The sequence below is a fragment of the Mucilaginibacter sp. KACC 22773 genome, assembly GCF_028736215.1.
Taxonomy (GTDB): domain Bacteria; phylum Bacteroidota; class Bacteroidia; order Sphingobacteriales; family Sphingobacteriaceae; genus Mucilaginibacter.
On sequence record NZ_CP117883.1, the window covers coordinates 639723 to 652478 of the forward strand.

Below are 12756 nucleotides of genomic sequence, written 5' to 3' on the forward strand. Positions count from 1 at the left end.
TATAATTATTAATAAAAAAGACATGAAAAGGAATAAATTTTTAAATCATATTCTTCTCGCCTGCTCTGTTTTGGTAATGTTTTCTGCCTGCCGTAAGGTGCCGGCGGGCGATTTATCAAATGAGAACCCAACAGCAGGTACCTCGTATATTGGTTTTACAGGTTCAATGGAAAGCGCAACGTTTTTTGATCCGTTTACCGATGTTAAAACTATCAGTGTATTTTCTGTAAAGAAGGATGCAGCCAAACCATCTGATCTGAAAATCGGACAGGCTGTTATAGTGACAGCTTTACCGGGCGCAATCGATGCTTACAATAAGGCTAATGATGCTTCATATGTGCTTCTGCCATCGTCATTTTACACACTTGCAAATACCAACGCAACCCAGGCAGCTGATGGCTCCCTTACCTTTAACTTTGCTCCTGGTGATTTTCAGAAGGAGTTTGCTATTAAGCTTGATGGTAGCAAATTGGATCTTTCAAAAAGCTACGCATTGGCGTATAAAATCACTAAGTCTGATGGTTTAGCAGTGCATGCTGCATCTAAAGATACCTTGTATGCTTTTTACAGTGTGAAAAATAAATATGATGGTATTTATACGCTTGCCGGTAATATAAAAAGATTTGTAGATGGCGAAGCGGATACCAATTTAGGTGGTGACTTCCCTGACGGTCAGGAATCTGAGGTTGCAACTATCGCAGCTAATGCCAACACTTTCCAGATATTCTGGCATGACGGTGGTGGTGTCGGTGGGGTAGCGGGTTTACAATTAGCTGTTGATCCCGCCACTAATAAAGTTACCGTTAGTGCAAGCGGCAACCCTGCAGTTAAAAATACGCCTGGTGTCGATAACTATTATGATCCTGCTACCAAGACGTTTTATTTAGGGTTTGACTGGGGAGCAAATGCTACTAACAAAAGAATTGTTGTTGGAACTTTGACTTATAAAGGACCGAGATAATTTAGCTAAACATTTGGGAAGGTGCTATATGAAAGTATAGTGCCTTTCTTTTCCCTGGCCAATAAATATAAAATGACACCCCGAGACAATAATTTAAAATAAGTGTGTTCTGGGCGTTTATTGGATTGTTCAGGAAGATATTGCCCATAAATAAAATCTTGTTCTATAGTTAATTAAAAGGGCTGCCCGGTTTGGGTAGTCCTTTTTTATTTGTGAAGATTTTCCACATTTAGCCACTATAGCTTGGTGTTTCTTAACTTATAGAGCCCTTATCATCAATAGCCATCAACAATATTATTCATTTCGGCCAAGCAAATGCTGTTGTTAATAGCTGCATTTTATTTGACGTTAATTTCCTTACTTGTTTTATTTCAAAATCAATTATTCGGCAGTTGTTGGGTCGATGATAGTTGAAACTTTACTTACCGAGTTTGCCGGGAATCCGCCCTGTGCGGCATGTTCTCTAACCATATCCTCGTTGGGTGCGTTATAAATGCAATATATTTTATCATCGGTAACATAGCTTTGCACCCACTGAATTTGCGGGCCCATACTGCTCAATACTCCGCATGATGTTTGCGAAATGGCTTTCAACTGTTCGGCCGAAAGATTACCCGCTCCGGGTATTTCTCTTTCAATTACATACTTTGGCATAATGTTTTTAGATTTTTAATTATATGTTTATAACACATTAAAGTTATAAAACAATTAATGGTTAATTGGAGAAATTACTACTTTTTTTCTGCTAATCAATGAGTTAGGTTTATAAGCCGGCAAGCAATACTCAAAAAATATCTCGTAAACCATGCCTTTTCGGCTTGGCGGTTTTATTATACCTTTACGTTATTAATAGCTAACAAAATTAATGCAGGATACCGCCATCAATAATGTGCAGCCCGTTGCTAAGCAAAACAAGCTTATTATCTATTTTTTATTGTTATGGACAGCGCTGAACATCCTGCAGGCCGCCACCCTGGAGGTGCACGCCGATGAGGCCTACTACTGGCTCTATTCGCGATTTATGGATTGGGGTTATTATGACCACCCGCCCATGGTGGCTGTATTTATCCGTGCGGGCTACGGATTAATCCACAACAGTTTCGGCCTAAGGCTGCTTACCGTTATATGCAGCAGTTTATCACTTTGGTTTATCTGGCTCACGCTTAAAAAATATAGGGTAGATGCGCTTACGTTTATCCTGGTAGTATCCGGTATTTTTGTGTTTCATATTTATGGCTTTATTACCACGCCCGATGCGCCACTGCTTATTTTTACGGTGCTGTTCCTGTTTTTTTTACAGCAATACCTCGAACAGGATGGCTGGAAGCTGGCGCTGATACTGGGCATAATAGCTGCATGTTTGCTGTACAGTAAATACCATGGCATATTGCTATTGGGCTGTACGGTGATATCAAGCCCTAAATTGTTTAAGCGGGCATCGTTTTATGGCATAGTGGTATTGGCGCTGGTACTGTTTATACCCCATATTTTATGGCAGGTTAATAACGAATTCCCGTCTATAAGTTACCACCTGGCCGAGCGCTCGGATAAGCCCTACGATCTGTCTTTTTCCTATAATTATCCTTTGGGGCAGTTGCTGATGGCCGGCCCTTTAATTGGATGGTTGCTGTTTTACAAAGGCTTTACCCTGCGTATAAAAGATGCTTTTGCCAGGGTGCTACTGGTAAATAGTATTGGCATTCTGCTGTTTTTTTTCCTGACATCGTTTAAGGGCGAAGTGCAGCTGCATTGGACGCTCATAGCCTATGTGCCGCTGTGCATGCTGGCGCTCATTCATTTTACACAGCCGGGTGGTAAACCGGCCTGGTTTAACCGTTTGGCGATGATTAACATCGGGCTGATTGTTTTTGTAAGGCTGCTGATTATCGCGGGCCCGCCTATACTAAAACAAATGCACGCGCTGAGGATTTTTTACGATTTTGAAGATTGGGCAAAACTGGTACATGACAAGGCGGGCGATAACTACGTAATTTTTAACGAGGGCTTCCAAAACCCATCGAAATATAATTTTTATAACAATACCTTAAAAGGCTTTGATTACGACCCGCGCTATTACCGCCGCACACAATACGAGTTTTGGCCGATAGAAGACAGCCTGCAGCACAAACGCGCCTATTATATATTAGAACATCCTCAGCCGGGTTTCAGCACCGATACCATCAATACACCCGCAGGTACCTGGTACGGCGGCTGGGTAAATGATGTGCGCACCTATCAGAAAATTGAATTTGAAGCAACAGAAAAGGAACTGGTTGTAGCTCCCGGCCAGCAAAAGGAATTTGACCTTACCTTTAAAAACCCTTACCGCGTGCCTGTTAGCTTCAGCAACAAAGGCCAGCTTCACCAGGTTATTTTTGAAGCCAGCTTTATTGTTGATACCGACGTGTTCAGCAGCCAAAGGGCCGACAATAGCTTTTACAACATCAGCCTGAAACCGGGTGAAACAACCCACTTTAAGTTTAATGTAACCGCGCCAGCCAAGCCGGGTAAGTACCAGTTGGTGTTTTCGTTACTAACCGATCCGTTTAACGGCGGGCGTAACAGCAAAGCGATAAGCTATACCGTGAAATAAACGCAGATTATCTGGATTTTGAGTACAATGGCTTTGCATCCTGGTAGGTTTTGGGCACATAAGGCATATAACTAAGCGCCCGGAACAAAGCCTTTGTTTTTTGTAAACCGGCATTACCATTCACGGCGAAATACCAGAAATCTTCCATATCGCCATCATTCATTGTCATTTGGGTAACGCCTTGTGATTTGTGCTCGGCAATTTCCCAGTTGGCTATTACTTTGTAGCTTACCCTGTTTTTGTAGCTGAAGGATGCTGTGCGGTCTACCTTAAAATTTGCCGTATCCGTCAACGGCACGGTTTGCGCATAGCTGCTGTAGCCCTTGAACCGGGTAACGGTATCGGCCTTGTTGCAGGTAGCCGCACCTAAAATAACCGGCCTGTTATCGGCAGGCAATGTGGTTATAGCATTTAAGGCAATCAATGTGGCAGCTTTATGGGCACCATGGGTGCCAGCTTCGGGCAAAAGGGTAAATATAAAATCGTAGTGATTATTGGTTAAAACCTGGTGCAGGCGGGTATTTACCGTATTAACATTCCAGCTGGTATCAAGCGGTTCCTTTTCGTTCAGGGTATAGTGGGCATCTTTTTGATCGATGAAATAATATTCGTTTATACCCAAAATATGGCCGGCGTTTACCAACTCGCGTTTGCGGATGCGTGGCAGGTTGGCGCGGCCGGTTTTCTCGTCGGTTAGCTCAATGCCGTAGTAGGCTTCGGCAAGGGTGGCGTATTTGTAGCCCGCTTCGCCGTTGGTTATTACAAACAAATCAACAATGCCATGCTGCTCTTTGGCAATTTTGTATAGCGTTACCGAAAATGTGCTCTCATCATCTGGATGTGCCATTACTACCAGTACACGCGGGCTGTGGGCCGTAGCCTGGGCGTTTGCCTGTTTTAATCCTCCCAAATAAAATACGACAGTTAATAGTACAGCCAGTTTTTTCATAGCATATTTAACGTTAAATCCGGAGGCGTGAGGGTGGATTCGAACCACCGTAAAGGGTTTTGCAGACCCCCGCCTGAACCACTCGGCCACTCCGCCTTTTTTACAATGCCTTCAATTAATGCCACTTAAAGCAAATCAGCGTTAAGCTTTTAGCATTCTGCTTTCCGCTTTAAAAGCGGCCATGCCGGGTATCAACCCCAAACATGGCCGTTTATCATTTTTAATTTACATCAAACCATAATTTGGTTGTAAGCACATCGACGCCCTGGCTGGCTACCGCCGCCTTGTAGTTGGCACCGTTTAACGATTGCTCCGTGCCCGGGTAAATAAACCGTACGGGCAGTTTGCCGCTTAACGTACCCGCTACAGCAGGCTGTAGCTGCGGGTAATCAAGCCTGCGCCACTCGGTGAAGCCTTCCAGTCCTTGTCCAAACAGGGCTATCCATTTTTGCTCGCCAATTGATTTTTTGTAATTGGTGGCGTCATATTGCACAGCAGGCAGCGCTGTGTAAGTAGCAATATCAGCATCGGCAATGCTGTATTGTTTTAATGCCGCAGTTACAGCCTGTTTGTATAAGTCGGCAGCATCCCCGGTGGTAAAGCCACGCGCGGCTGCTTCAGCCTGATCAAACAAGGTTTCGGCATAGCTGATGATCACCGCAGGGGCATGCGGCGCTAAAAAGTAAGTGCCTGGTTTTGATGTTTTGGTGAAGCCCAGGTTGCTGGCATCGCCAACCAGCAGACCGTTGGGTATGCCCACATAGGTTTGCGGTGTGGCATCCTTGGTTTTGCTGGCGTACACGGGCAGGCGCGGATCATTCAGCGCAAACAACTTATCGACAATAGTTTTGCTGATGCGGTAATCGTCGCGGGTATCAAATAAATTGCTTATGGGGTTTTGGTTCGGCGAATCTACATAAGTAAACTGCGCGGTCTCGGTATTGGCGCTTATAAAGCTGCCGCCCTCGGTTTGTATATCGGCCAAAACCTGTTTTGCTTTCGCGGGCTCCCTATCTGCAATCCTTAACGCAATGCGCAGGCGCAACGAGTTGGCAAATTTCTTCCACAAGGCTATATTGTTGCCATAGATAACATCGCCGGCAATGGCTTTTCCTGAGGGGTCAAGCGCGGCTTGGGCGGCTTTTAAATCATCAAGCAGGGCAAAATAAACATCCTTTTGGGTGTCATAAGCCGGGGTGAGGTACTGATCAATATTGGCCGCCTGCTTGTAAGGGATATTGCCGTATGCCTCGGTAAGCAAAGTAAATACCCATGAACGCAGCACCAGCGCTACGCCTTTGTAGTTGGTATTTCCCTGCGCGTCGCCCAGTTTAATGATCTGGTTAAGGTTAACTATACTTTTTGAATAACCTACCGTCCATAGCTCCTGGAAAGCGCTGTTGCTGTATATATACCTGTCGGGATCGGTATATTGAATTTTGGCCCAGTATTGTACAAACAGCAGGCTGGCGTCCATGTTGTTGGCCGTGCCCCAATAGGTATCGGCGGTAACCTTGCTGGCCGCTGTAAGCAGGTAATCGGGCTGTGCCGTTTGCGAGTTATTGGGGTTTTTGTTAATATCTACCAGGTCTTTTTTGCACGATGCTGCCGGTAACAACAGCGCGCCTGATAATATGAGGGTTGTATATTTAAGTTTCATGGTTATTAAAATTTAAGGTTGATGTTAAAGCCAATATTGCGTACGGTTGGCAGGGTAAGGTCTTCCAGGCCCTGGCCGTTGCCGTTGTTAAAGGCGGTTTCAGGATCGATGTTTGGCGCGTTTTTGTGGATTATCCACAAGTTACGGCCAACCACAGATAAGGTTGCAGATTGCAGGCCAACGCTTTTTACCCAGTTTGAAGGGAAAGTGTAACCCAGTTTAACCTCGCGCAGTTTAATGTACGATGCATCGTAAACAAAAGCTTCATCAACATTGGTAAACCCTTTGTAGTATGATTGGGCAGGTAATATGGTGGTATTAGGGGTACCATCGGCTTTTACGCCTTTAAATATCATACCATCGTTGTACACGGTTACGCCGGCGGGTGCGTTGCCGCTTACCTGTACCGCACCTGCTGATGCGTTATTGCCCGGATAATAATAGCTGATACCGCCATTTGCCGCCCCGCGCCCCGGCAGGGTTGAGGCCAACACGCCGGTATAGGTACCTGTGCGGTTGGTGTTTGAATAGATAGACCCGCCAAACCTGGCATCAACAAGGAAACCAAGGTTTATGTGTTTGTAGGTAAAGCTGTTATTGATGCTGCCGAGCCAGTTAGGTGTAAATTTGCCCAGGTATTGTTTGGTTGGATTGATAACCGGGGTACCATTGGCGCCTATTACAATTTGCCCGGATGCATCGCGGGTGTAGGCGTTGCCATATAGGGTGCCATAAGGCTGGCCAAGGGCTGCCAATACCTGTACGGTACGGTCGCTTCCTAAAATGATGCTTTGCAGGCGGCCTTCATCATCCAGCTTAACTACTTTACTGCGGTTAAGCGAGTAGTTGGTGGTTATATCCCAGGTAAAATCTTTTGATTTGACAGGCGTTAGGCCCAACTGTATCTCGATACCTTTATTGTTGATGCTGCCGCCATTGATCAGTTTTTGGCTGTATCCGGTTGATGGGCTTACATCAACGGTAACAATCTGGTTTATACTATTGGTATTATAAGCGCTTACGTCCAGGTGAACCCTGTCCTGGAAAAAGCCCAGTTCAAAACCGGCCTCGGCCGATGTGGTGGTTTCCGGTTTCAGTTTGCTGTTTAAATCAACTGTGCCCAGGCTTTGCTGCGGGTTCGACCCAAAAGGCGCTGTAAAATTGTAGTAATTGATGAGTTGATAAGGAGTTGTAGCCTTACCCACTTTCGACCATCCGCCGCGTAACTTGGCGTAGGTTAAAATGTCGCTTTTAATATCAAGCGCCTCTGATAGTATCAAACTGCCGTTAACCGAAGGGTAAAAGTAGGATAGGTTGGCCGCAGGCAGGGTCGACGACCAATCGTTACGGCCGGTAAGGTTAATAAAGGCGTAGTTTTTAAAACCTATTTGTGCCGATGCAAAGTAGCTGTAAGTTTTAAGCTTGCCATAGTAGTTGGACGATACCAGCGGATCGCGCGAGTTACTTAATGTGTACAAGCCGGCTACCGCCAGTTTGGGAGCTACCTGGTCGTTTTGCTCATTTAATATGGTGCTGATGTTGCCACCGCCCAAAACATCTAACGAAAAATCGTTATTCAGCTTTTTGGTGTATTGCAGCCTGGCTTCGGTATTGGTTTCGTTTACGGTGTAGGCATCTTCCTCGTATGATCCAAATGGTGTGCCGTTTGTTCCGTAAGCTACTTTAATTTTGCGGCGGTCGTTATAGTAATCGGTTCCCGTACGGAAATTGGCCGATAAGCCTTCAATGATCTTATAATTCAGCTCCACACTTCCTATAATGCGGTTTTTGTGTTGCCCTACCGTGTTTTCATAAGCCAGCCAGTAAGGGTTACTATAGTAGCTGTTGTTCCAGTTAAAGGTGTTGCCGTTGGCATCTTTATAATTTTTAAGCTGGCTGATATCAACCTGGCGGCCAAACCATGTAAACTGTAACATGGTGCTGGTTGCACGCCTGCCACCGGCGCCGGGCAGGTTATCGGCGTCGTCTTTAATATAATTGGCAATGGTTGTAACCGTTAATTTAGGGCTAAGCTTAAAGGTGGAGTTTAATAAAAACGAGTTACGGCCCTGCGAGGTGTTAGGAACAATACCCGTTTGGTGCAGGTTATTGTACGACAGGCGGTAGTCGGCCTTATCGCTGCTGCCTGCCAGTGCTACGCCGTTATTTAAGGTAACGCCCGTATTAAAAAAGTTTTTTACATTATCCGGATGGGCTACAAACGGAACAGCCTGGCCGTTGGAGTAAAACTGCGGAATAAGCGATCCATCCAAAGCGGGGCCCCAGCTTTCGTCAACGCCATCGTTAACGCCGCCGCCTTTGCCGTCAACATAGCTAAACTTGCCGTTTGATCCCTGTCCGTATTCGTTCTGGTAATCGGGCAGAATGTTTACGGTAGAGAAGCTGGTGTTGGAGTTGATGGTAACGCCAAGCCCTTTTGCACCTTTACCTGTTTTGGTTTTAATAAGGATAACGCCCGCTGCGGCCCGGTAACCATAAAGCGCCGCCGCGTTTGGCCCCTTAAGCACACTTACCGATTCGATATCCTCGGAGTTAAGATCGGCTATGGCGTTGGCAAAATCCCTGGAACCGTTGGTGCCCAAAAACTGGCTGTTATCAACAATAACGCCATCAACCACAAACAAGGGCTGGTTGTTATTGCCTATGGATGTTTCGCCACGGATAATGATACGCGACGAACCCATATCGCCCTGGCTGTTGGTAACCTGTACACCGGCAATTTTACCTGCCAAAGCGTTCACCAGGTTGGTTTCTTTGGCTTCGGAGATGTCTTTTGATTTTAAGCCCTGAACCGAATAGCCCAGTGTCTTTTTATCTTTAGAGATGTTGAGCGCGGTTATCACCACTTCGTTAAGCGAGTTGGGGGCATCCTGCAGCACAATTTGCAGGTTGGTTTCGGCTTGTTTAACCGTAATTTCCTGCGTTGCAAAACCCAGGTAGGACACTTTAAGCACATCGTTAATATTTGCGTTCAGGCTGAATTTACCATCGGCGCCGGTTTGTGCACCATTGGTGGTGCCTTTAACAGCTACACTTACACCGGGTAGGGGCAAGCCATCGGATTTAGCGGTTACCGTACCGCTTATTTTAACAGATTGCGCTGCAACTGTTTGGATGAGAAAAAAAGGCAACAGGATTGCCAGTAAAAATTTGTAGTTTTTTAACATGATAGTTAATGATTAATAGTTTTTATTGCCAGTACAGCAAAGCCAGCCAACAATATTTTGGGCATAGCAATGCCCGCTGTTGAATTTTTAGTACCGGTAAATTGATTGTTGATTGTGTTGGTTATAAGCCGGAACGGCCAGCTGCAGCAGGGGACCCGGGGCTAATAACCGTTGCCGTTATTTAACAGCAACAACGCATACCCTGCATATACAGGTAAACAGAAGCGGAAGAGGATGATACGAATTTGCGGGCAGGGAATACGTTTGGGAAAGGTGTCCTTGTTGTTTTCATAACAATTTGATATATAGATAGTAGTATTGAGTAGATAGTGCTGAGTTTTGAGTAAAAAGGTTTTTTAACCCCGAAAATCAATATAAAGCTTTGAGCGTTATGCCTTCTGCTTTTAGCTTTTAGTTAGTTTACAGATGCAGTTTTATTGTTCACCAATGCATCAACTACTTTTAGCATCGATGCAAACTCCTGGGTATCATAAAGGCGGGTGAGGTAAACAATTTTACCGTCTTTATCAATAACCACGTTGCGGGTTACGCCACTTTTTTTGTTGGCAAAGCGCCCGAAAATATCGGCACCCGGATCAAGCGCCAGCGGGTAGCTGATGTTCATTTCCTGCTGAAAATGCTGCACTTTTTCAAGCGGCTCATCCCTATCAACCCCGATAAGCACCAGGCCTTTGTTTTTATAGGCCTGCCATACATCTTTTTCAAGGTGGGGCATTTCCTGGCGGCATACGCTGCACCAGCTGGCGGTAAATTGCAGGATAACTACCTTACCCCGAAGCTGTTTTAATGAAGTTTGGGTGCCATCGGCAAGCACCAGTTTAAAATCGTCGGGAGCCTGATCGCCGGTTTTAACAATGTAACCGCGATCAGTTGATACGGGTAGGGGAGCCGGCGTTACGGTTTGCGCCCCGGCCAAATAGCCGCTTATTAATAATGAGCAGGTGATGAGTAGCTGTTTAATTTTCATAACGTAAATTTTTAACTGCATTTAATGCAGGGTTAAAAGCGCTGAAACTTAATTAAACAAGAAATTTAGACGATAACGATATGATGGGTGCAGCTATAAAGCTGCCGGTAACGTAACATACATTATCTTTTCCGCGAATTAATAGCGGACAGGAATTAGCACCTTTATAACAATTGGGCTTACAGGTTGCTAAGACATCACAGGGCCTTTCCCTCCGTCTTTCTTGATAATTAAATTAAAGAACTGTTTGATGATGCAAATATATAATATATTCTACTAAATACATAGGTATTGTATAATTTAATTGTCATGAAATGGGAAGGGGGGAACGCCGGTTTTGAACGCTGGTCACGACTCACCCCGGCGAGGCTCCGCCATACTTGTTTTTCGCCTCGCCCATATTCCCATCAAATAATTTTTATATATTTATTCCCGAAAATGAATAACCTTGATGCCTTATAAACCCGGATTACATTTATTATCTGAATTCAGTACCGATAAACCTAACCTGTTACAATCAAGTGCGGCCTGCAGGCAGTTGTTTAATCAGCTCATCGATACCTATCAGCTAACCAAAGTTGGCGAAGTTTACCACGATTTTGATGGCGGCGGCTTTACGGCTGTGGTCTGCTTAACCGAATCGCATATGTCTATCCATACCTGGCCAGAGTATGGTATGGCCACTTTTGATGTGTTTTTATCTAACTATCAAAAAGAGAACGATGATAAGGCACGTGCTATTTACCAGGGTGTTATCGCTTTTTTTGAAGGCGTGGAGATACAGAAAAACGAAGTGAAAAGGTAATATGGCAGCTACACTAAACCCCAAAGCATTCCCTTTTTCGGGCGAAATAACCTGCCCCGGTTGCCAGCACAGTATTACTTTGTATGATCAGATAGGCTGTGAGGCTGTAGTTTGCCCGCAATGCCGGTCTTACCTGCTTTTTAATGATGCGGGCAGGCCTTATGTTGAGGAGAAAATTCACGTTTTAAAATTTAAACCTGTTATGCCTTTAGGCACTACAGGTACATTAAAAGGTGTGGAGTACAAGCTGATTGCATACATGGAAAAGAAGGAGGGGGCAACCCGGTATGAGTGGCGCGAATACATGCTATACAATTATGCCAAAGGCTATGCCTTTTTATCGGAATATGATGGCCACTGGAGCCTGATAGCCGGCGCCAATTTTTACCCCGATTTGGCAAGTGTAAATTGTATTTATGGCAACGAGGCCGAATATGAAGGCAATACCTATCTTAAATATAACGCTTACAGCCCGGTTATAACGGCCATGATAGGTGAGTTCGACTGGGATATATCCGCCGAAAAATTAAGAGCTAAAGAGTTCATAGATCCGCCTTATATGCTCACCAGCGAGGAAAACATCAAAAAGTATGTTACCGATTGGTACCTGGGCGAATACCTGGAAGAGGCGGAAATAGCGGCGGCTTTTAATATACCTGTTGAAAGCCTTCCCGAAAAAATTGGTATTGGTGCAAACCAGCCATCAAAATACAAAGCCAGGTGGCTGGCCGCTTATAAAATAAGCGGCATTGCCGCATTAGCGTTCCTGCTGGTGCAGCTTTCTGTTATTTGGCTTAGGCCCGAAAAGGTATTACTATCTGATACTTATGCATTAGCTATGCCTCCCCATGTGCCGGATACGTCAAAACATGTAAGCACCGCGCTTGATTCTTTAAGAAACCGCACAGCGCCTGCGCCGGCCGATTCCTTAAACTCCTTTGCCCCTGATGCTAATGGCAATTATGAGTTTAAGTCCTTTAAAACCCCCACATTTATCATACCTGATGGACCTGTACCTTTAGAGTTTGAGTTGAACTCGCAGGTTGATAACAACTGGCTGTCGGCAACGGTGGAGCTGGTAAGCGAAAAGGACAACCAAACCTGGAGCATATCAAAGGATATTGAGTATTATCATGGTTATGAGGACGGCGAAAGCTGGTCGGAAGGGTCATATACACAAACTGTGCTTTTGTCAGAGATTCCTGCCGGTAAGTACCACATCAACATTTATCCTTATGCAGGCACAAGGGATGTTTCATCGCTGTTTATTAAGGTTACCGAAAGTGTTACCCTATGGCGCAATGTATTGGTTACGCTACTGCTGCTTTGCCTTTATCCCTTATACTGCTGGTACCGGATGCGCAAATTTGAAACAAACCGCTGGATGAACAGCGATTTTTCACCCTATCAAAAAGATGACGAATAATGAAAACAGGAACCATAGGATCAAACGCAATATACATAGCCATTGTGGCTGCAATTGTAGGCTATTATTCATATGCCGCTTTTGATGGCCTGGCCTTTTGGCAAAGTAACGATGTGCAACGCAACGCCAGCTACAACGGCACCGTAGCGCACTCGGGTTACGGGGTTAGGTTTTATCATAAATAAC

The 12756-nt window shown here is 45.0% G+C and carries 10 protein-coding genes, 1 tRNA gene and 1 riboswitch; of the genes, 5 read left to right on the forward strand and 6 right to left on the reverse strand.

Annotated elements, in window-relative coordinates:
• The first annotated feature begins 22 nt into the window (after positions 1-22).
• On the forward strand, positions 23-961 hold the full coding sequence (locus PQ469_RS02700) for a DUF1735 domain-containing protein (protein WP_274211599.1): 939 nt from the start codon (positions 23-25) through the stop codon (positions 959-961).
• A 381-nt stretch (positions 962-1342) separates the two neighbouring features.
• Here the strand turns inward: PQ469_RS02700 and PQ469_RS02705 are convergent, their stop codons facing one another.
• Positions 1343-1615: a DUF4242 domain-containing protein gene (locus PQ469_RS02705; RefSeq protein ID WP_090642539.1), complete on the reverse strand. Its 273-nt coding sequence runs from the start codon at positions 1613-1615 to the stop codon at positions 1343-1345.
• A 211-nt stretch (positions 1616-1826) separates the two neighbouring features.
• On the opposite strand from PQ469_RS02705, the gene PQ469_RS02710 reads away from it, so the two are divergent.
• Positions 1827-3554, forward strand: a complete 1728-nt coding sequence (locus PQ469_RS02710; protein ID WP_274211600.1) for a glycosyltransferase family 39 protein — start codon at positions 1827-1829, stop codon at positions 3552-3554.
• A gap of 7 nt (positions 3555-3561) precedes the next feature.
• Here PQ469_RS02710 and PQ469_RS02715 read toward each other — a convergent pair whose 3' ends face one another.
• The 5 genes from PQ469_RS02715 to PQ469_RS02735 form a co-directional block, all read right to left on the reverse strand.
• Positions 3562-4503 carry a PIG-L family deacetylase gene (locus PQ469_RS02715; RefSeq protein ID WP_274211601.1) on the reverse strand — a complete coding sequence of 314 codons (942 nt, stop codon included), beginning with the start codon at positions 4501-4503 and terminating at the stop codon, positions 3562-3564.
• Positions 4504-4526: 23 nt separating this feature from the next.
• Positions 4527-4599 (reverse strand) — tRNA-Cys (locus PQ469_RS02720).
• 124 nt (positions 4600-4723) lie between these two features.
• Positions 4724-6163 (reverse strand): SusD/RagB family nutrient-binding outer membrane lipoprotein, encoded by a 1440-nt coding sequence (locus PQ469_RS02725; RefSeq protein ID WP_274211602.1) that lies wholly within the window; start codon positions 6161-6163, stop codon positions 4724-4726.
• Positions 6164-6168: 5 nt separating this feature from the next.
• Positions 6169-9351, reverse strand: a complete 3183-nt coding sequence (locus tag PQ469_RS02730; protein WP_274211603.1) for a SusC/RagA family TonB-linked outer membrane protein — start codon at positions 9349-9351, stop codon at positions 6169-6171.
• 415 nt (positions 9352-9766) lie between these two features.
• Positions 9767-10339, reverse strand: coding sequence for a peroxiredoxin family protein (locus PQ469_RS02735; RefSeq protein WP_274211604.1), 573 nt, complete (start codon positions 10337-10339; stop codon positions 9767-9769).
• Positions 10340-10458: 119 nt separating this feature from the next.
• Positions 10459-10572, reverse strand: a riboswitch (SAM riboswitch).
• A gap of 218 nt (positions 10573-10790) precedes the next feature.
• Between PQ469_RS02735 and PQ469_RS02740 the strand changes: the two genes are divergently transcribed.
• The 3 genes from PQ469_RS02740 to PQ469_RS02750 are packed head-to-tail and all read left to right on the forward strand — an operon-like array spanning position 10791 to position 12755.
• Positions 10791-11144 (forward strand): S-adenosylmethionine decarboxylase family protein, encoded by a 354-nt coding sequence (locus tag PQ469_RS02740; RefSeq protein ID WP_274211605.1) that lies wholly within the window; start codon positions 10791-10793, stop codon positions 11142-11144.
• A gap of 1 nt (position 11145) precedes the next feature.
• The gene (locus PQ469_RS02745) at positions 11146-12570 is read left to right on the forward strand and encodes a DUF4178 domain-containing protein (RefSeq protein ID WP_274211606.1); all 1425 of its coding nucleotides are present in this window, start codon (positions 11146-11148) and stop codon (positions 12568-12570) included.
• Positions 12570-12755: a hypothetical protein gene (locus tag PQ469_RS02750; RefSeq protein WP_274211607.1), complete on the forward strand. Its 186-nt coding sequence runs from the start codon at positions 12570-12572 to the stop codon at positions 12753-12755. Before PQ469_RS02745 ends, PQ469_RS02750 begins: the two co-directional genes overlap by 1 nt.
• Position 12756 lies beyond the last annotated feature (1 nt).

Coding starts and splice junctions, on each gene's coding strand:
- PQ469_RS02700 (WP_274211599.1), top strand. CDS start 23: ATGAAAAGGAATAAATTTTTAAATCATATTCTTCTCGCCTGCTCTGTT.
- PQ469_RS02705 (WP_090642539.1), bottom strand. CDS start 1,615: ATGCCAAAGTATGTAATTGAAAGAGAAATACCCGGAGCGGGTAATCTT.
- PQ469_RS02710 (WP_274211600.1), top strand. CDS start 1,827: ATGCAGGATACCGCCATCAATAATGTGCAGCCCGTTGCTAAGCAAAAC.
- PQ469_RS02715 (WP_274211601.1), bottom strand. CDS start 4,503: ATGAAAAAACTGGCTGTACTATTAACTGTCGTATTTTATTTGGGAGGA.
- PQ469_RS02725 (WP_274211602.1), bottom strand. CDS start 6,163: ATGAAACTTAAATATACAACCCTCATATTATCAGGCGCGCTGTTGTTA.
- PQ469_RS02730 (WP_274211603.1), bottom strand. CDS start 9,351: ATGTTAAAAAACTACAAATTTTTACTGGCAATCCTGTTGCCTTTTTTT.
- PQ469_RS02735 (WP_274211604.1), bottom strand. CDS start 10,339: ATGAAAATTAAACAGCTACTCATCACCTGCTCATTATTAATAAGCGGC.
- PQ469_RS02740 (WP_274211605.1), top strand. CDS start 10,791: ATGCCTTATAAACCCGGATTACATTTATTATCTGAATTCAGTACCGAT.
- PQ469_RS02745 (WP_274211606.1), top strand. CDS start 11,146: ATGGCAGCTACACTAAACCCCAAAGCATTCCCTTTTTCGGGCGAAATA.
- PQ469_RS02750 (WP_274211607.1), top strand. CDS start 12,570: ATGAAAACAGGAACCATAGGATCAAACGCAATATACATAGCCATTGTG.